The following is a 19,200-nucleotide window of genomic DNA, read 5'->3' on the forward strand; positions in this document are numbered from 1 at the left end:
GAAAGGCGCCATTGCACCAGAGCCCCCTTGCCACCGCAAGGCGACACGCTGTCTCAGGTGGCGAAGAGCTGGCCGGCGATGTCGCGAAAGGCCTTGAACTCGATGGCATTGCCGCTGGGGTCCCGGAAGAACATGGTCGCCTGCTCGCCGGGCTCGCCCCGGAAGCGGATGTAGGGTTCGATCTCGAAACGCACGCCCGCCGCGGTGAGTCGGTCGACCAGGGCCTCCCAGTCGGCCATCTCCAGCACCACGCCGAAATGCGGGACCGGCACGCCGTGTCCGTCCACCGGGTTGCGGTGGTCATCGATGCCCTTCTCCCCCAGCCCTGGGTTCAGGTGGCAGACGAACTGGTGGCCATAGAGGTTGAAATCGATCCAGGTGTCGCTGGAGCGGCCCTCCGGGCAGCCCAGCAGCTCGCCGTAGAAACGCCGGGCCTCTTCAAGGTCGCGGACCTGGACGGCCAGGTGGAAGGGAGTGAGCATCGCGAAGTCCTCCGGGGATAATGAATGAGGGAAAGTCGATTTCCCATCATGCCGTCCCGCCGGCCGGCTGGCCACTCTCCCGCTCCATGCTCGGCAGGGGACATCCCAGGGTCCAGGCCACGGCGCTCAGCAATTCGGCTTCCTCGGGCTCGATCCGGCCATCGTGGGTCACGCAGCAGCTCATGGCCGCCAGCAGCGGTGCCCGCTGGGCCTGGACCAGACGGACCAGTCGTGCCATGGCCCAGTCGAGATCTGTGGCCTGGGCGGGCTCACGCACGAAATCCAGCGGCACGGCCAGCACGGCGGAGAGCCGCTCGACGGCCCCGCGCGCCTCGACGTCGTCGTCCTGGCCGGCCCGGGCCAGCGTCGAGAGCAGCAGGGAGAGCGGCCCGGAGAGGTCGGCCAGGTGGCGGTCCCGTCGTGCCCGGCGCTCGCCCTGGATGCCCTGGAGCACCAGGCGATGCAGGGCCCACTGGAGGGCCCCGGGGCGCGCCTCCAGGGACATCAGCCGGCGCAGGCAGGCCTGGAAGCGCGAAGACTGCGCCACGGAGAGGCGACGCAGCGCGGGCAGCGTCAGCTCCAGCAGGGGCAGGCGCTGGCCGGGCGTCAGCCGCGACAGGGACGGCTCGAGCCCCTCGAGTTCGACGAGCACCTCGGGCAGGGCCTGGCCAACCAGGGCCTCGCGCTGTGCCTCGCGGCTCTCGGGATCGACGCCCATCAGGATGCCGTAGACCAGCGCCCGGGCGGCATAGGGCTCGTGGGCCGCGGCGATCAGGCCCTCGTCGATCTCGCCGAGCCGCCGACGGGCCCGCTCGAGGTCCTCGGCGCTCGGCCGGCCGACGCTGGCCACGACCTCGTCGGCGAGCCTCTCCTCGGCCAACGCGGCATCGGCTCTCGCCTGGCCGGCCGCCGCCCCCGAGGACAGGCCCGCCATCCCGTGCATGGCGGCATGACGCGGCGGTGCCGTGGGGATGGCCGGCGCAGGGGGAAGGCTGCCGTCCCAGCGGGGCAGGACCCGGCGTATCCGCGCTTGAAGCGGCGGGTGGGTGGCCGTCAGGCGGGACAGGGAGCGCACGCCGCTGCCGAAGAAGAGATGGCTGAATTCCGGGGCATGGGAGGCGAGCAGCCGCGAGCCGAGTCGATGGGCGGCCAGCACCTTAAGGGCCCCGCCGATCCCCTCGGGATTGCGGGTGTACTGGACGGCGCTGGCATCGGCCAGGAACTCGCGCTGGCGGCTCACCGCCGCCTTGATCAGGTTGCCGCACAGGGTGCCGGCATAGCCCACCACCATCAGCGCGGCGCCGAGGCCCAGCACCGCGACATGCCCCCCGCCCCGCCGGCCCCTCAGGCGACGTCCGCTGCCCGAGGTCCGCAGCAGCATGCGACCGATCAGGCCGATCACCAGGATGCCGTGGAGCAGCGCCACCAGCCGCAGGTTCAGGCGCATGTCGCCGTGGAGGATGTGGCTGAACTCGTGGGCGATCACCCCCTGGAGCTGGTCACGATCGAGTGCCTCGATGGCACCCCGGGTGACGCCGATGGCCACGTCATCGAGGTCATGTCCGGCGGCGAAGGCGTTGATCGCCTGGTCCTCCAGCACGTATAGCTCTGGTACCGGCATGCCGGAGGCGATGGCCATCTCCTCCACCACGTTGAGCAGCCGGCGCTCCTGCGCGTCGCGGGTCTCGAGGTCGAGCGGCCGCCCGCCCAGGGCCTCGGCCACCACGCTGCCGCCGGCGCGCAGCTGGAAGTGACGCACCAGGCTTCCCACCCCCACCACCAGGATAACCGCCGTGGCCACCCCGGCCAGCAGGCGCGGCTCCATGGCCCGGGCCAGCGGCGCGGGGGCGAAGGTGCCGCCATCGAGCATCACCACAGCGAGGGCCAACGCCAGGGAGGCCACGCCGATCAGGGCCGCCACCGCCAGCACCAGCAGCACGACCAGCCGCCCCGTCAGCCGCCGGGCACGATCCTGGGCCGTGAAGAAGTCCATGGGCGCCGGCTCAGAATCTCACCCGGGGGGCCGTCTGGATCTCGGCGCTGTCCTCGAATTCCAGCAGGGCCGCCTCCTGCTTGTGGCCGAAGGAGCCGGCCAGCAGCACCGGGGGAAAGCTCTGTCGATAGGTGTTGTACTGCATCACCGCATCGTTGAAGGCCTGCCGGGCGAAGGCCACCCGGTTCTCGGTACTGGTGAGGGTCTCGCTGAGCTGTCGCATGTTCTCCGAGGCCTTGAGGTCCGGATAGGCCTCCATCACCACATTGAGGCGCCCGAGGGCCGCCCCGAGTGCCCCCTCGGCGCCGGCCAGCTCGGCCATGGGGCCCGGCTCGCCGGGCCTGGCCGCGGCATTCCGGAGCCCCACCTCGGCGGCATTGCGCGCCTCGGTCACCGCCTGCAGCGTCTCCCGCTCATGGCTCATGTAGGCCTTCGCCGTCTCCACCAGGTTGGGGATCAGGTCGTGACGGCGCTTGAGCTGCACCTCGATCTGGGCGAAGGCATTCTGGTAGCGGTTCCTGAGGGTCACCAAGCGGTTGTAGATGGCCACCCCGTAGACCAGCAAGGCACCCAGCAGTACAACGGGGAGGATCAGCGAGAGGTTCATGATGTCGGCTTCCCTTGTCGACCGAAGTGAGTCCGCCCGGGGCGGCTGCCCTTGACCACGGGGCGGTTGCCCTTGACCACGTGGCGGCTGCCCTTGACCACGTGGCGGCTGCCCTTGACCACGTGGCGGCTGCCCTTAACCTTAGGTGCGACCGGCGAGGTTTGCCTCATGCCGGGCGCGAGAGGAGCGGGCATGCCGTCCCCACCGCCAGCGACAGCGCCGCGGGTTCTACGCTCACCCGGAATCCCCGACGCCAGGCGGGCTCGCCGTCCAGGGTGAGCGGCAAGGCCTCGTCGGCCTCGAAGGCCAGCCAGTCTGCCCGGAAGGTGTCGACGTAGGTGCCGCGGGAGGGCCGCGTCTCGAGTTCATGCCGCATGGCGCGCCAGTGGGTCGGGGATCCGACGTCATGCAGCAGCAGCACGTCGAGGAGCCCGTCGTCCATCCTCGCCTCCGGGGTCAGCGCATGCCCCCCGCCCGATTGCCGACCGTTGCCGATGGCCAGCAGGCAGACCTCGACCCGGCGCTCGCCGTCCTGCCAGCGCAGCCGCCCGGGATAGTGGCGGACGTGCCAGGCCTTGAAGGCCCCGATCAGGGAGTAGGCACCGCCGCCGAGGAGGCGCTTGAGGGGCTTGGGCGTGGAGGCGGTGATCTCGGCCCCGATGCCGGCGGTGGCCATGTTCAGGAAGTGCCAGTCATCCAGGCAGGGCACATCGACGGGACGCGCCGGCAGGTGCAGGGCCGCCTGGAGGGCCGGCGCGCAGGCCAGCGGCAGGCGCAGCGAGGTGGCCAGGTCGTTGGCGCTGCCCAGGGGCAGGATGCCCAGGATGGGTCGCTGCTCCCTTGGCAGGGCCATCAGGCCATTGACCACCTCGTTGACCGTGCCGTCGCCGCCGCCCGCAATCACCCTGTCGACGCCGTCACGCCCGGCCTGCTCCGCCATGCGGGCGGCATCGCCCTGCTCCCAGGTCACCCGGACGTCGAGGCGGTCGCCCGCCGCGCGCCGGGCGAAGACCGCCTCCCGCACTGCCGACAGCTGCGCCGACTTGCCGTTGAGGATCAGCCTGGCCATTCGCGCTCCCTTCCCCCGTTTCATGGCGTCCCTGTCACGACACCGTCATCGGACGACGTCATACACCAAATCGTGAATGCCATTCACCTTACGACTTCCCTACACTGTCTGTCTTGCCGAAGATTGCGGAACAGGGAGCGTGCATGATCGAACCGGCCTTTCTTCTCGCGGCCTTCCTCGGTGGCATGGCCGCGCTGGTGCTGCGGTTGCCGCCCATGGTGGGCTTTCTTGCCGGCGGCTTCGCGCTCAACGCACTGGGCTTCGACAAGACGCCGATGCTCGAGACCCTGGCCGACATCGGGGTGACCCTGCTGCTCTTCAGCATCGGCCTGAAGCTCGACGTGCGCACGCTGCTGCGGCGGGACGTCTGGGGCGGCGCCTCCCTGCACATGCTGGCCTCCACCCTGGCGATGGTGGTGCTGCTGGTCCTCTTCAAGGGGCTGGGCCTCTCGCTGCTGGCCGGGACCGCCTGGCACACCCTCGCCCTGCTCGGCTTCGCCCTCTCCTTCTCCAGTACCGTCTTCGTGGTCAAGGTACTGGAGAAGCGCAGCGAGACCCAGACGGCCTACGGGCGGCTGGCCATCGGCGTGCTGATCATGCAGGACATCTACGCGGTGCTCTTCATCACCGCCTCCTCCGGCGAGCTGCCGAGCCCCTGGGCCCTGGGCCTGGTGATGCTGATTCCCCTCGCCCCCGCTCTGCGCGCCCTGCTGGACCGGCTGGGCCACGGCGAGATGCAGATGCTGTTCGGCATGCTGCTGGCACTGGTCCTCGGCTACGCCCTGTTCGAGTCCGTCGGCGTGAAGGGTGATCTCGGGTCGCTGATCATCGGGCTTCTGCTGGCGCCCCACCCCGCCGCCCAGACCCTGGCCCGCTCGATGTTCAGCCTCAAGGAGCTGCTGCTGGTGGGCTTCTTCCTGAGCATCGGGCTGACGGCCATGCCCACGGCCGAGATGCTGGGCGTCGCCCTGCTGCTGGTGCTCATCCTGCCGCTGAAGAGCGTGATCTATCAGGCGGTCTTCATGCGTTTCCGGATGCGTCACCGCACCTCGGTGCTGGCCACGCTCAGCCTGACCAACTACTCGGAATTCGGCCTCATCGTGGGCGCCATCGCCGTGTCCAGCGGCTGGCTCTCGGCGGACTGGCTGGTGGTGATCTCCCTGGCCGTGGCGCTCAGCTTCGGCCTGTCGGCGGTCCTCAACGGCTTCAGCGAGCGCCTCTATCGCTGGCTGGAGCCCCGGCTGCCGGCGGTGGACGTCGACGAGCTCTCGCCCAGCGACCGTCCCATCGAGGTCGGTGACGCCGAGGCGGTGGTGCTGGGCATGGGCCGCATCGGCCGCAGCGTCTATCGTCGCCTGCAGAAGGAGTACGGCCTGCGCGTGCTGGGCATCGACAGCAACCCCCAGAGCGTCAAGACGCTGAGCGGTCGGGGCTTCAACATCCTCGAAGGCGATGCCGTGGACTCGGACTTCTGGGACAAGCTGCTGATGTCCCGGGACGTCCAGATGGTGGTGCTGGCCATGCCGCACCATGCGGGCAACCTGTTCGCCCTGAAGCAGCTACGCTCGCGCGCGTTCCCCGGCCGGATCACCGCCGTGGTCGAGTATCCCGAGGAGATCCAGCCGATCCGCGAGCTGGGGGCCAATGCGGTCTTCCACGTCTACGACGAGGCCGGCCGGGCCCTGGCCGACAGCGCCGCCGAGGAGGCCGGCGTCGTGTCCCGCGCCAGCCAGCTGGGGTGAGCGACGTGCCGGGCCGGGTGGTCGGTTCGGGTTGCCAGCCCGGGCCGCTTGTCGCGATACTTCCCCCCATTGCCCGGCGTCGAGGCCCAGGCGGCATGACCCGTCGGGCCGACGCTCCCCACAACGGAACCCGTGACCATGGACGACGTCTTCACCTTCATCGGTAATGCCTTCGGCGACTTCATCCGCTTCATCGTCGACGGCCTGACCGGCTTCTTCGGCGGCCTCGACGAGGCGGCCGGCAGCTTCATGCAGGGACTGTCCAACTCGCTTGGCATCCCGATCACCCTGATCAGCCTGCTGGTCCTGGCGCTGGGACTGTGGCTGCTCTGGAAGGGAGTGGCCGCCCTGTTGCGCAGCGCCTTCATCGCCATGCTCATCTGGTGGCTGCTGGGCGTGACCGTGCTGAGCTGGCTGATCAACTGACCCTGCCTCCCGTCGACAGCGCCCCCATCGACAGCACCCCCACGCGACAGCGCCGCCCTCTCGGGCGGCGCTGTCGTTTTCGGAGCGTCATTTCCAGGCAGGGAGCTCCCTCAGGCGAGCGCCTTCTCCACCACCTCGTAGACGTTGGGCGAGAGCTCCTCGGCGCGGATGCGCTCGAGCTCGGCCTTCATCAGCTCCTGTCGCGCCTCGTCGAAGCGGGCCCAGCGGGTCAGCGGCGTGATCAGTCGCGCGGCGATCTCCGGGTTGAGCCGGTTGAGCTCGATCACCGTATCGGCCAGCAGCCGGTAGCCCTCGCCGTCGGCCCGGTGGAAGTTGACCGGGTTCTGGTTGGCGAAAGCGCCGATCAGCGCGCGCACCCGGTTGGGGTTCTTCAGCGAGAAGGCCGGATGCGCCATCAGGAACTTCACCCGATCCAGCACGTCCGCCTGGGGACGGGTGACCTGGAGGCTGAACCACTGGTCCATGACCAGCGGGTCGTGGGCCCATGTCTCGCCGAAGGCCTTGAGCGCCGGGTCGGCGATGTCGCTGCGTGAGCTGTGCACCAGCAGGGTCAGGGCGTGGCGCACGTCGGTCATGTTGTGGTCCGCGGCGAACTGCTCCCGGGCGAACTCGAGCCCCGCCTCGTCCTCGATGGACATCAGGTACGAGAGCGCCACGTTCTTGAGGCTGCGCGCGGCGATCTGCGCGGGCTCCGGGGCATAGGGCGCGTCGGAGCGGTTCTCCTCGAGCACCCGCAGGAAGTCGTCACGCAGTGCCAGGGCGAGGGACTGCTTGACGAAGGTGCGGGCGGCATGGATGGCATCCACGTCCACCAGCGGCTGCTGCTCGGCGATGTAGGCCTCCGAGGGCAGCGTCAGCATCTGGGCCAGTACCGCCTTGTCGTCGGTCTGGGCCTCCAGCAGGACGCGGAAGGCCTCGACCACCCGGGGGTCCATCACCTTCTCGACCCCGTTGCGGTGGGCGGCGATCAGGTCGTCCAGGGCAAGCAGGGCCAGGCGCTGGCCAGCATCCCAGCGATTGAAGCCGTCGGAATCATGGGCCTGCAGGAACGCCAGGTCCTCGCGAGCATAGGGGAAGTGCAGCTTGACCGGCGCCGAGAAGCCGCGCAGCAGCGAGGGCACCGGGGCCTCGCTGACATCGGTGAAGAGGAACTCCTGCTCGTCCTCGCGCAGGTGGATCACCGCGTCGGTGCCCAGCGCCTCGCCGTCCAGGGTCAGCGGCAGGTCGCGGCCGGACTTGGTGCCCACCAGGCCCAGGCGCACCGGGATGTGCAGGGCCTGCTTCTCGGCCTGGCCGGGCGTGGCCGGGGTGCGCTGGCGCAGGATCAGGCGGTACTCGGCGTTGGCATAGTCGTACTCGCCATGGGCGTCGATCTCGGGGGTCCCCGCCTGGGAGTACCAGCGCAGGAACTGGCCGAGATCCTCGCCCGAGGCCTCGGCCATGCAGTCGACGAAGTCCTCGATGGTCACCGCCTGGCCGTCGAAGCGCGAGAAGTAGAGGTCGCTGCCCCGGCGGAAGGCGTCCTGCCCCACCAGGTTGCAGAGCATGCGCACGATCTCGGCGCCCTTCTCGTAGATGGTCAGGGTGTAGAAGTTGCCGATCTCGATGTAGTGGTCGGGGCGCACCGGGTGGGCGGTGGGACCGGCATCCTCGGCGAACTGGGCGGTGCGGAAGAAGGAGACGTCCTCGATGCGCTTGACCGGCGCCGAGTTGGTGTCGGCGGAGAAGCACTGGTCGCGGAAGACCGTGAAGCCCTCCTTGAGGGAGAGCTGGAACCAGTCGCGGCAAGTCACGCGGTTGCCGGACCAGTTGTGGAAGTACTCGTGGGCGACGATGCCCTCGACGCGCTGGAAGGCCGCATCGGTGGCGGTGTGGGGATGGGTCAGCACCGCCGCCGAGTTGAAGATGTTGAGGCCCTTGTTCTCCATGGCCCCCATGTTGAAGTCATTGACCGCCACGATCATGAAGAGGTCGAGGTCGTACTCGCGGCCGTAGGTCTGCTCGTCCCAGGTCATGGCGCGCTTCAGCGAGGCCATGGCGTGGTCGGTCTTGTCGAGGTTCTCCTCCTCGACCCACAGCTGCAGGGTCACGTCGCGCCCGCTCATGGTGGTGAAGTGGTCCTCGACCTTCTTCAGGTCGCCCGCCACCAGCGCGAACAGGTAGCTGGGCTTGGGATGCGGGTCCTCCCAGGTGACGAAGTGGCGCCCGCCGGGCAGCTCGCCGCGCTCGACCGGGTTGCCGTTGGAGAGCAGCACCGGCAGGGTCGCGGCATCGCCGACCACGGTGGTGGAGAAGGTTGCCATGACATCCGGGCGATCCGGGTAGAAGGTGATGCGGCGGAAACCCTCGGCCTCGCACTGGGTGCAGTACATGCCGCTCGAGCGGTAGAGCCCGGACAGGGCCGTGTTGTCGTCGGGCGCGATCTCCACCTCGGTGTCGAGCAGGAAGACCTCCGGCACCCGGTGCACCACCAGTCCCGCCTCGCTGACCGCGTACTCGTCCTCGCCCAGCGGCTGGCCATCGATGGCGATGGACCTGAGGGTGAGCTGCTCGCCGTCGAGCTCCAGCGGCTCACCGGCCTCGCGCTCGGGATGGCGCTCGACGTGCAGGCGCGCCTTGACCCGGGTGGCGCCGGGGTCGAGGTCGAACGTCAGCTCGGTCCGGGTCACGCGGTAGGCGGGCGGACGGTAGTCGCTCAGGTAGATCGGCTGCGGTTCTGACATCTAAGGATGGCTCCTGTCGGTGATTGCCATCCATTGTACGGCGCGCCGTGCCCGAAGCTCAAAGCCCTCCGGCCAAGACGCGGGATCAGCGCGCGGCGACGGGCTCGGGGCGCGACAGGACCCAAGCGGCCACCAGCGCGAGCCCCGCGATGAGCGCGAGCTTCAGCCACAGCAGGCTGACGGTGACCGCCAGCACCACCATGGAGAGGGCCAGCATCACTGCGGCGAGCCGCTTGGCGTGGCGGGGAATCGCGCGCTCGGCCTCCCAGGCCGCAATGGCGGGACCGAAGCGGCGGTGGTCGCGGATCCAGGCGGCGAAGCGCGGGGAGCCCTTGGAGGCCGCCCAGACCGCCAGCAGCATGAAGCAGGTGGTCGGCAGCAGGGGCAGGAAGGCACCGATCACCCCCAGCCCGAAGCTGATCCAGGCCAGGCCGAGAAAGGCGAGACGATGGAGGGTCGGCATCTGGCACTCACTCCCGTTGATCGGTGACGCCTTTATTGAAGAGCATTCCGCCGTCCGCTGCCAATCGCGATCGCCTATGGCAGCCATCGGACTGACCCCGATCAAGCGTCGCGCGGCGCGGGGCCTGCCACGGGCAATGGCAGTGGATCAGTCGCGGAAGTTGTCGAACTGCAGCGGCAGGTCGGGGCCGCCCTCCCCCCGCAGCAGCGCCATGACGGCCTGGAGGTCATCGCGCTTCTTGCCGGTGACGCGGACCTTCTCACCCTGGATCTGGGCCTGGACCTTGAGCTTGCTCTCCTTGATCCGCTTGACGACGTCCTTGGCCTCCTTCTGGTCGAGTCCCTGCTTGAGGGTCACCTCCTGGCGGGCACGGACCCCGGAGAGCTCCGGCTCCTGGACGTCCATGCAGCGGGCGTCGATCCCGCGGCTGATCAGCCGGTTGCGCAGCACGTCGAGCATCTGCTTGAGCTGGAAGTCGACCTCGGCCTCGAGCGAGACGGTCTCGCCGTTGAGCTCGAAGCTTGCGGTGACCCCCTTGAAGTCGAAGCGGGTCTGGATCTCGCGGTTGGCCTGATCCACGGCATTGCTGGCTTCGTGCTTGTCGAATTCGGAGACGATATCGAAGGAGGGCATGGCGATGTCCTGACGTTTTTAGAGGTAGGGCGCAAGAGGGGCCGATTCTATCAGCCCTCGCGCGCGGACGCGGCCCCCTCGGGCACCGCCAGCGGCTTGGCCATCTGCCAGCCGGCACAGCCGTCCTCGTAGTAGTCCCCCAGCCAGCGCTCCGGCAAGAAGCCCATGCGCCGGTAGAGCCCCAGCGCCACGGGGTTGTCGACCCGCACCTCGAGCCCCAGCACCTCGACTTCCCGGGCCAGCGCCTCGGCCTCCAGGGCCTCCATCAGGCGCCGGCCCAGGCCGCTGCCCCGAGCCTCGGGGTGCACGCAGAAGGAGTAGAGTCGGGCGCGCCGACTGCCGCGACGAAACAGCAGGGTGCCGTAGCCGAGCAGGCGCTCCGCGTCCCCGCTTTCCGCGACAAGGGTGAAGGCATTGGCACGGTTGAGCAGGTGCCAGAGCTGGCGGCGACTGAACCGGTCGCCGGTGAAGGCAACCTGTTCCAGGCGATAGAGGGCGTCCAGGTCATGGCCGGTGGCCTGGCGCAGGGTGACGGTCATCTCGAGTCTCCGGGCGTGTTGGACACGATTGTGATCATGGCCAATGTCGCTGTCATCGGGGCGGATCATGAAATCTTTTCACCTGCACCTCGACTTGTCGCGGCTCGGCGCCGGGAGCATGCTGGCCGCATTCCGGCGGCACCCCGCCGCCCTGCCTGGAAGCCTGACATGTGTCCGCTGCGCATCGTCGTCGACCGCCTCGAAGACTGGCGACCCTACCACCCCACCGAGGACCTGATCACCGCCGACGACTTCCTCGCCCATGACCGGCAGCATGGCATCGCCGATGACCAGGACCGCACCACCCATGTGATCAACCTGTGCAGCGAACTCGACTACCTGGGGACCGGCTACTATGTCTCGCTGCTGGCCCAGGCACGCGGGCAGCGCGTGCTGCCCGCGGTGGAGACCCTCAATGCGCTCGGCCGCAAGGCGCTGGTCGACCTGCAGCTCGATGGCCTGGACGCGCTGCTCGGCGAACTGGACCGCCAGGGGTCGCTGTCCGGCGACCGCCTGACCCTGCGGGTGATGTTCGGCGAGTGCCCGTCGCCGGCCATGGCGCGACTGGCACGCAAGCTCTTCGAGCGACTGCCCTGCCCGCTGCTGGAGGCGCGGCTGGTGCGTCGCCACGATGCCTGGCGGCTGTCGCGCCTGAGGCCCCTGCGCCTGCGCGAACTCGTCCCCGAGGAGCAGGACCTGTTCGCCATGGCGCTCAATCGCCACTCGCGCCAGGTGTGGCGCACCCCCAAGGCGCGCCGTCGCTACCGCTTCGACCTGGCGATCCTCGTCGACCCCGACGAGACCCTGCCCCCCAGCAACCGCAGTGCCCTCAAGGCGTTCATCCGCGCCGGCCGCCGCCTGGGCATCGACGTCTCGCTGATCACCCGCCGCGACGCCGGTCGACTCGCCGAGTTCGACGGCCTGTTCATCCGCGAGACCACCTCGCTGGATCACCACACCTATCGCATGGCCCGGCGGGCGGAACACGAGGGGCTGGTGGTGATCGACGCCCCCCGGGACATCCTGCGCTGCACCAACAAGGTCTTCCTGCACGCCCTGCTGCGCGCCCGCGGCGTGCCCGCCCCCGCGGGTGTCCTGCTGAAGCGCGGCGATCGCCGTCCGCTGGACGAGCGGATCGCGGGCCTCGGCTTCCCGCTGGTGCTCAAGATCCCGGACGGGGCCTTCTCCCGGGGCATCGTCAAGGTGGAGTCCCTGGCGCAGCTCGAGCGCGAGGCCGACCGGCTCTTCGCCACCTCGGCCCTGCTGCTGCTCCAGGAGTGGCTGCCCACCGAGTTCGACTGGCGGATCGGCGTGCTCGACGGCCAGGTGCTGTTCGCCAGCCGCTACTACATGGCCCGGGGTCACTGGCAGATCTACGACCATTCCGGCGCCCGGGTGAAAAGCGGCGGCTTCACCACCCACGACCCCGCCGAGGTGCCGCCGTCGGTGATCAAGGCGGCGCTCAAGGCCACCCGGCTGATCGGCGATGGCTTCTACGGGGTGGATATCAAGCAGGCCGGCGACCGGGTTGTGGTGATCGAGGTCAACGACAACCCCAACGTGGACGCCGGCATCGAGGACGCCGTGCTGGGGCGCACCCTGTACGAGCGGATCATGGGAGTCTTCCTGGCGCGCATGGAGGCACAGGTGCATGCCCGGGCGTGAGCCGCTGGGGCACGGCTCGGGAGGCTGACGCCCGCCCGGTTCTCGCGTATGCTGGCGCTTTCCTCGACAAGCCTTGTACAACACCCGGAGCCACGATGAACGATCGCGATACCCGCCACCAGCAGGCGATGCAGAAACTCAAGACCCGCGTTGACGAGAAGGTCGCCGAGGCCACCGAGCAGCGCGGGCTGTTGCTGGTCTTCACCGGCAACGGCAAGGGCAAGACCACCGCCGCCTGGGGCACGGTGACCCGGGCCCTGGGCTACGGCTACCGGGTCGGAGTGGTGCAGTTCATCAAGGGGCTCTGGGAGTGCGGCGAGCGCGAGCGGCTGGTGGAGGACCCCCACCTCGAGGTCGCCATCATGGCCACCGGTTTCACCTGGGACACTCAGGACCGGGAGGCGGATACCCGCGCCTGTCAGGAGGTGTGGGCCGAGGCCGAACGGATGATGGCCGACCCCGAGGTCTACCTGGTCGTGCTCGACGAGATCACCTACATGCTCAAGTTCGGCTACCTGGACATCGAGACCGTGAAGCAGGCGCTGGAGAACCGCCCGCCAGAGCAGACGGTCATCATCACGGGGCGCAACGCCCACCGGGAGCTGGTCGCCATGGCGGATACCGTCACCGAGATGACCGAGGTCCGCCATGCCTTCAACAGCGGGCTGCAGGCCCGTCGCGGCATCGACTACTGATCCCTGCATTTTCAGCGACTTGCCGAAACACCCTACCGCCCCGTCGTCACGGGGCAACATGTAACTTACTGATTTATATTAGGTTTACCCTCCCCCGCCATAACCGTCGCGCCGTCGCGACGGTCTCCCCTCTCGCCGGAGCGTCCTCCCCTGCCTCTCTGACCAACATCTGTCTTTAAGATATTGATATTCATGACTTATTGAAAAGTGGCACAGCGCTTGCTGCCAACGATGACCGTCAATGTAGCCATTCCGTGCCGCCTTCCTGCGCAGGCACGTCACGGTCATCGAGCAAGGAGCAAGCGATCATGAGAATCACCATCTTCGGTTCCGGTTATGTGGGTCTGGTCACCGGCGCCTGTCTGGCCGATGTCGGGCACGACGTGATGTGCGTCGATGTGGACGAGGACAAGGTAGCCCGCCTCAACAAAGGCGAGGTGCCGATCTATGAGCCCGGGCTGGAGAGCCTGATCCGCCAGAACCGCTCGGCCGGGCGCCTGCACTTCACCACCGATGCCGAGCAGGCCGTGTCCTTCGGCCTGCTGCAGTTCATCGCCGTGGGCACGCCCTCCGACGAGGACGGCAGCGCCGACCTGCGCCATGTGCTCAAGGTCGCCGAGACCATCGCCCACCACATGGACGGCTACCGCATCATCGTCGACAAGTCGACGGTCCCGGTCGGCACCGCTAGCCGGGTGGAGCGAACCATCGCCGCCGAGCTCGACCGCCGCGGAGTCTCGCTGGACTTCGATGTCTGCTCCAATCCCGAATTCCTCAAGGAAGGGGCGGCCATCGAGGACTTCTCCAAGGGCGCGCGGATCGTGGTGGGTACCGACTCCGAGCGGGTCGTAAGCGCCATGCGCGAGTGCTATGCCCCCTATAGCCGCCAGAAGGACAAGCTGATGTTCATGGGCGTGCGCAGCGCCGAGCTGACCAAGTACGCTGCCAACGCCATGCTGGCCACCAAGATCAGCTTCATCAACGAGATCGCCAACCTCTCCGAGCGCCTCGGCGCCGACATCGAGGAGGTGCGCCATGGCATCGGCAGCGATCCGCGCATCGGCTACAACTTCATCTACCCGGGCTGCGGCTACGGCGGTTCCTGCTTCCCCAAGGACGTCAAGGCGTTGGCGCATACCGCCGAGCAGATCGGCCATCCCGCCGAGCTGATCAGCGCCGTCGAGAAGGTCAACGCCCGCCAGAAGAGCCGGCTGTTCGAGATGCTCTGCCAGGCCTTCGACGGCCAGCTCGCCGGCAAGACCATCGCGCTGTGGGGGCTGGCCTTCAAGCCCAACACCGACGACATGCGCGAGGCCCCCAGCCGGGCCCTGATGGAGGCCCTCTGGGAGGCCGGCGCCCGGGTCCAGGCCTACGACCCCGAGGCCGCCGACGAGTGTCGCCGGATCTACGGCGAACGCGACGACCTGGTGCTGGCCGGCCAGCGCGACGCGGCGGTGGAGGGCGCCGATGCCCTGGTGATCTGCACCGAGTGGAAGGCCTTTCGCACCGTGGATTTTGCCGAGCTTCACGAGTCGCTCGCCTCGCCGGTGCTGGTCGACGGCCGTAACCTCTTCCAGCCCGAGGCCGTGAAGGCCGCAGGCCTCGCCTACTACGCCATCGGTCGGGGTGACTCCGTACGTCCCGTGCTCGCCTGAGGGGAGTAGAGATGTCGAATACACCTGCCGATCGCTCCGTCGCCAGCAAGGTGACGGAGGTTGCGATCTTCATCCTCGGTATCGCCCTGCTGATCGTGGTGATCGACGGGCTGCCGCTGGACGTCTTCTCGCCCGAGTCGAAGAGTTTCTTCTTCGCCGTCGGGGCCGTGGGCATCTGGCGCTACACCTGGTGGCTGATCCAGGCATTGCGTTCGGTCTGGTACAACCATCGGATCTTCCCGCGCCTGCGGGCCGAGGCCGACGCCCTGGGGGAGCAGGCGCTCCCCCCGGAGCTCTATGTGCTCTGCACCTCGTTTCGCATCGAGCCCGAGGTCAGCTTCCAGGTCTACGAGGCCCTGGTACGCGAGGTCGCCGACTATGGCGTGCCGACCACCATCTTCGCCTCGGTCTCGGACCGCAGCGATGTGGACGTCATCACCCACGTCATGGACGAGAACGGCTGGCCGGGGAACATCGAGCTGCGCTACATGTTCCAGAAGGGCGACGGCAAGCGCTCGGCCATGGCCGAGGTGCTGCGGGCGATCTCCCGGCGCATGCCGGCGCCCGGCGCCCTGCTGGTCTCCATGGATGGCGACATCCGACTGGAACCCGGCACCCTGTCACGGTCGCTGTCGTTCTTCAGTGTCCAGGAGGACCTGGGCGCCCTGACCACCAACAACAGCGCGATCGTCACCGGGGGCGACGCCACCAAGGAGTGGTACGACCTCCGCTACGCCCAGCGCCACCTGGTGATGAGCTCGATGTCGGTCTCCCGGCGCCAGCTGGTACTGACCGGTCGCTATAGTGCCTTCCGGGCCGACCTGGCGACCCAGCCGGAATTCATCGACCTGGTGGAGAACGACCACGTCGACCACTGGCGCTTTGGCACCTTCAAGTTCCTCTCCGGTGACGACAAGTCGACCTGGTACTGGTTGCTGAAGAACGGCTGGCGGATGCTCTACATCCCGGACGTGTTCGTCTCGGGCTTCGAGGAACTGCCCGATCGCAAGCGCTTCTTCCATTCGACCACCGACCTGATGCGCCGCTGGTACGGCAACATGCTGCGCACCAGCAACCGGGCCATCGCCCTGGGGCCCCGCCCCATGGGCCTGTTCACCTGGTGGAGCCTGGTCGACCAGCGGCTCTCCATGTGGACCACGCTGATCGGCCCGACGGTGGCCATCCTGGTGACCCTGTTCATCCGCCCCTCGTTCATCTTCGCCTATGCCCTGTGGATCCTCTTCACCCGCGGCCTCGTGACGCTGATCCTGGCCTGGCAGCGCGGCCGGTTCAGTCCGCTGTGGGTGCCGCTGATCTACTACAACCAGGTGTGGGGCGCGCTGCTCAAGACCTACGTGAGCTTTCGCTTCAACCGCCAGGCCTGGTCACGCCAGGGCATCTCCGCGGGCGAACCGAACGACCCGGAAGCCGTGAAACGCCAGCGCCGCGTGGGCCATGTGCTGCACGGTTTTGCCTGCGGTGTTCTGCTCTACGTGCTGATCATCTCCACCGGGGTCCTGCAGCCCCCGGACCTGACCTCGCTGTCCATCCTGACCGACGGCAGCCACGCCGAAGAACAGGGAAAGGTAGACGACCGCTGGCTGTCGCTGGCCCTCGCCGACGCCCCGGAAGGGGGCAGCGTGCAGCTCCCGGCCGGCGAGTTCCGCCTCGACGCCGACCAGCTGGTCTCGAACGACGGGGCCGACCGGCCCCGCGCCCGCCACGTGCTGGGCGCCGAGGATGACGCCACTCGCCTGATCGTCACCCCCGAGCTGGCCCGTCACCTGCGCGACAGTCGCGGGCGCCCCATCCAAGGAACGGCGGCCTGTCCGCAGCCTGCCGGCTGCACCCTGGAACTGGAGCAGCACTCGATGCGCTTCCAGGACCTGCAGATCCAGGTGGACACCGGTCAGCCCGTCGACGCCGTGGCGTCGGTCACACCACAGAGCAAGGAGAAGGCATAAGATGTCTGATCATCATTCCGACAGGAACGACATCGAGCGCAACGAGCCGACGCTGGGCCCTGGCAGCCTCCGCGGCGGAGGCCGCTCCAGCGGTCCGTCAGGCCAGCATGATGTCCAAGGGGACCAGATCCACCACGAGCGCCGCGACGAGCGCCGATTCATCCGCGTCACACCGCCCTTCCGGGTCCGCCTGGACGACGGTCAGGAGCTGACGGGCGTCGATGTCTCGGTGGGTGGCTTCGCCGTTCGCACCTCACGCCCGATGCGCCCGGGCGAGCAGCTCTCGGCCTCGCTGCTGCTGACTGTCGGCCCTACCGAAATGATCGTCCCCGTGCGGGCCGAGTGCCGTCATGCCACCGCCAACGGGGGCCAGCACGTCAACGGCTTCGAGATCACCGACATCGATCCGCCACATCGCGAACTGCTTCGCCAGGTGGTCCGCAGCTGCCTGACCGGGCGTCAGGCCAGCATCGAGTCCCTGATGGAGGGCGAGGATCCGCAGACGCCTCGCAAACGCAAGGCGACCTCCTCCAAGCCACAGCAACCGTCCCGGCCGCCCAAGCCCCGGGGACGCTATATGCTGCTGTTCACCGCCATCGCGATCCTCGCCCTCGTGGCCACGGCCACGGCCTACCGCAATTTCATGCTGATCGAGCCGAGCTTCGCGGCGGTCACCGCGCCGCGCATCGACATCCGGGCGCCGGGCCCCGGCATCCTCGAGGCCCACGACCTGAAGGCCGGAGACCAGGTCGAGCGCGACGAGAAGCTGACGCGCATCGCCAACAGCGACCTGGAATCGGAGCTGATCCTCTCCCGGGCCGCGCTGAACTACAACGAGCAGCTCATCGAGAACCTCAAGGAGGACATCGATTCGGCCGGTCGCGGGCAGGTCAGCATCGCGAGCTCCGCCCGCCCCGAGAGCGGCGAGGCCATGAACTTCGAGACGGTGTCACCGGCGATCGCCCAGGCCCGCGTCGATCAGTTCGAGACGGCGCGCGACCTGGAGAGCTCCCGCGTGACCGCCCTCCAGGCACGTCAGGCCAGCAACGAGATCTACAGCCCGTGCAACTGCCTGGTGGCCTGGGCCCTGAGCAGCGCCGACGGCACCTACATCAACAAGGGCGAGCGGATCATGACGCTGATCCGCACCGGTGAGGACGACGTCATGGTCGAGGCGCTGGTCCACATGGACGACATCGCCCGGATCGAGCCGAACCAGACGGCCTACGTCTCGCTGCCCAACGCCTCCACGCCGATCCGCGCCCGGGTGCGCAACGTGGCACTGGACATCGAGCGCCAGCCGCGGGCCGGCTTCCCCAGCTGGGTCCGTCAGCAGCAGAACGTGGCCAGCGTGCTGCTGGTGCCGGAGAAGAACCTGCCGGCCGAGAGCGTCGGCAAGCCGGTGGACGTTCGCTTCTCCGAGGCCCCGGTGCTGGGCGGTGCCGCCGAGTGGATCTGGCAAGGCACGCGTGCCGTGTTCCAGTTCGGCGAGCGTATCTACGATTCGGTCACCCAGGAGGACGAGCCAAGCGACGCGGGGTGAACACCCCGCCAGCCTCCGCCGCGACACCCCGGTGTCGCGGCCCTTCGCAAGGAGACACCATGATCATGCAACGACTCAGTACCCACCACCAAGTCCTCGCCCTCACTGCCCTTCTCGCGGGTCTCGCATCGACGAGCGCCTGGGCAAAGGACTCGAAAAACGACCTTTCCTATCCCCGGATAGAGCCCTGCTCGCAGCGCTATCAGACGGTGGCGACACCACAACCTGATCTCTCGGCCGAGGATGCCCAGGAGGGCGTGCGCCAGGGGTTCGGCACCAAGCGCTCGTGGGGCGTCGACGACAATGTCGAACTGCTCGATGCCAGCGCCACGGGGCTCGACCAGCCCGGCCTGCGCGTCCACTACCCCAAGGGCACCTCGTCACCCGGCGACACGGAGCAGGGAGGCGCCGGCTTCTACAGCGAGCCGGACGTCCTGGACGGTGCCGAGCGGGCCTGCCTGACGTACCGGGTGCGCTTCGAACCGGGATTCAACTTCGTCAAGGGGGGCAAGCTGCCGGGACTCTACGGCGGAGAGGCCCCCAGCGGTGGCGATGAGGTCAACGGCGAGAACGGCTTCTCGATGCGCTTCATGTGGCGTGCAGCCGGTCAGGGCGAGCTCTACGAGTACGTTGTCAGCAAGGACAAGAAATACGGCGCCTCCGTGGGCCGAGGGCTCTGGAGCTTTCCCACCGGCGAGTGGATCACCATCGAGCAGGAACTGGTGCTCAACACGCCCGGAGAGAAAGATGGCCTGGCCCGGGTGTGGATCAACGGCGTGCCCGTGCTCGAGCAGAGCGAGATCGTCTACCGCACCACCGACGAGGTGACCATCGACGGCCTGATGTTCTCCACCTTCTTCGGTGGCCACGGCAAGGACTGGCGCACCCCGCGTGACCAGTATGCCGACTTCGCCGCCTTTCGCTTCTATATCCCCTCAACCTGAGCCGGGCACGCCCCGTATCGACCAGGAGTCACCTCT

The 19,200-nt window shown here is 68.3% G+C and carries 16 protein-coding genes; 8 read left to right on the plus strand and 8 right to left on the minus strand.

Annotation, left to right across the window (positions count from 1 at the left end):
- Nucleotides 1-53: 53 nt before the first annotated feature.
- The 4 genes from BOX17_RS03095 to yegS form a co-directional block, all read right to left on the minus strand.
- Entirely contained in the window at nucleotides 54-482 is a 429-nt protein-coding gene (locus BOX17_RS03095; protein ID WP_071942009.1) for a VOC family protein, read from the minus strand.
- Nucleotides 483-528: 46 nt separating this feature from the next.
- The gene (locus BOX17_RS03100; protein ID WP_071942010.1) at nucleotides 529-2,475 is read right to left on the minus strand and encodes a M48 family metallopeptidase; all 1,947 of its coding nucleotides are present in this window, start codon (nucleotides 2,473-2,475) and stop codon (nucleotides 529-531) included.
- A gap of 10 nt (nucleotides 2,476-2,485) precedes the next feature.
- On the minus strand, nucleotides 2,486-3,082 hold the full coding sequence (locus BOX17_RS03105; protein ID WP_071942011.1) for a LemA family protein: 597 nt from the start codon (nucleotides 3,080-3,082) through the stop codon (nucleotides 2,486-2,488).
- 166 nt (nucleotides 3,083-3,248) lie between these two features.
- The gene (yegS, locus tag BOX17_RS03110; RefSeq protein ID WP_086830689.1) at nucleotides 3,249-4,151 is read right to left on the minus strand and encodes a lipid kinase YegS; all 903 of its coding nucleotides are present in this window, start codon (nucleotides 4,149-4,151) and stop codon (nucleotides 3,249-3,251) included.
- A 143-nt stretch (nucleotides 4,152-4,294) separates the two neighbouring features.
- Here yegS and BOX17_RS03115 point away from each other — a divergent pair, with 143 nt between their 5' ends.
- Nucleotides 4,295-5,893: a cation:proton antiporter family protein gene (locus BOX17_RS03115; protein ID WP_208858086.1), complete on the plus strand. Its 1,599-nt coding sequence runs from the start codon at nucleotides 4,295-4,297 to the stop codon at nucleotides 5,891-5,893.
- Nucleotides 5,894-6,031: 138 nt separating this feature from the next.
- A complete protein-coding gene (locus BOX17_RS03120) occupies nucleotides 6,032-6,319 on the plus strand; it encodes a hypothetical protein (protein ID WP_083582048.1) in 288 nt (95 codons plus the stop codon).
- Nucleotides 6,320-6,429: 110 nt separating this feature from the next.
- Here the strand turns inward: BOX17_RS03120 and pepN are convergent, their stop codons facing one another.
- From pepN to BOX17_RS03140, 4 genes are all read right to left on the minus strand, one after another.
- Nucleotides 6,430-9,063 carry an aminopeptidase N gene (pepN, locus tag BOX17_RS03125; protein WP_071942014.1) on the minus strand — a complete coding sequence of 878 codons (2,634 nt, stop codon included), beginning with the start codon at nucleotides 9,061-9,063 and terminating at the stop codon, nucleotides 6,430-6,432.
- 85 nt (nucleotides 9,064-9,148) lie between these two features.
- A complete protein-coding gene (locus BOX17_RS03130) occupies nucleotides 9,149-9,526 on the minus strand; it encodes a YbaN family protein (protein ID WP_071942015.1) in 378 nt (125 codons plus the stop codon).
- A gap of 147 nt (nucleotides 9,527-9,673) precedes the next feature.
- Nucleotides 9,674-10,159: a YajQ family cyclic di-GMP-binding protein gene (locus tag BOX17_RS03135; protein WP_071942016.1), complete on the minus strand. Its 486-nt coding sequence runs from the start codon at nucleotides 10,157-10,159 to the stop codon at nucleotides 9,674-9,676.
- A 50-nt stretch (nucleotides 10,160-10,209) separates the two neighbouring features.
- Entirely contained in the window at nucleotides 10,210-10,698 is a 489-nt protein-coding gene (locus tag BOX17_RS03140) for a GNAT family N-acetyltransferase (protein WP_071942017.1), read from the minus strand.
- Nucleotides 10,699-10,866: 168 nt separating this feature from the next.
- Between BOX17_RS03140 and BOX17_RS03145 the strand changes: the two genes are divergently transcribed.
- The 6 genes from BOX17_RS03145 to BOX17_RS03170 all read left to right on the plus strand — a co-directional run bounded on the left by BOX17_RS03145 (nucleotide 10,867) and on the right by BOX17_RS03170 (nucleotide 19,164).
- On the plus strand, nucleotides 10,867-12,363 hold the full coding sequence (locus BOX17_RS03145; protein ID WP_071942018.1) for a RimK family protein: 1,497 nt from the start codon (nucleotides 10,867-10,869) through the stop codon (nucleotides 12,361-12,363).
- A 95-nt stretch (nucleotides 12,364-12,458) separates the two neighbouring features.
- Nucleotides 12,459-13,058 (plus strand): cob(I)yrinic acid a,c-diamide adenosyltransferase, encoded by a 600-nt coding sequence (cobO, locus tag BOX17_RS03150; protein WP_071942019.1) that lies wholly within the window; start codon nucleotides 12,459-12,461, stop codon nucleotides 13,056-13,058.
- A gap of 308 nt (nucleotides 13,059-13,366) precedes the next feature.
- Complete coding sequence (locus BOX17_RS03155; RefSeq protein ID WP_071942020.1) at nucleotides 13,367-14,713, plus strand: UDP-glucose dehydrogenase family protein; 1,347 nt, start codon at nucleotides 13,367-13,369, stop codon at nucleotides 14,711-14,713.
- Nucleotides 14,714-14,724: 11 nt separating this feature from the next.
- Nucleotides 14,725-16,677 (plus strand): glycosyltransferase, encoded by a 1,953-nt coding sequence (locus BOX17_RS03160; RefSeq protein ID WP_071942021.1) that lies wholly within the window; start codon nucleotides 14,725-14,727, stop codon nucleotides 16,675-16,677.
- A 1-nt stretch (nucleotide 16,678) separates the two neighbouring features.
- The gene (locus BOX17_RS03165; protein ID WP_071942022.1) at nucleotides 16,679-18,220 is read left to right on the plus strand and encodes a PilZ domain-containing protein; all 1,542 of its coding nucleotides are present in this window, start codon (nucleotides 16,679-16,681) and stop codon (nucleotides 18,218-18,220) included.
- A 209-nt stretch (nucleotides 18,221-18,429) separates the two neighbouring features.
- On the plus strand, nucleotides 18,430-19,164 hold the full coding sequence (locus BOX17_RS03170; RefSeq protein ID WP_244272202.1) for a polysaccharide lyase: 735 nt from the start codon (nucleotides 18,430-18,432) through the stop codon (nucleotides 19,162-19,164).
- Nucleotides 19,165-19,200 lie beyond the last annotated feature (36 nt).

Origin of the sequence: Halomonas aestuarii, from assembly GCF_001886615.1 — a bacterium.
In the GTDB taxonomy this organism is placed as follows: domain Bacteria; phylum Pseudomonadota; class Gammaproteobacteria; order Pseudomonadales; family Halomonadaceae; genus Halomonas; species Halomonas aestuarii.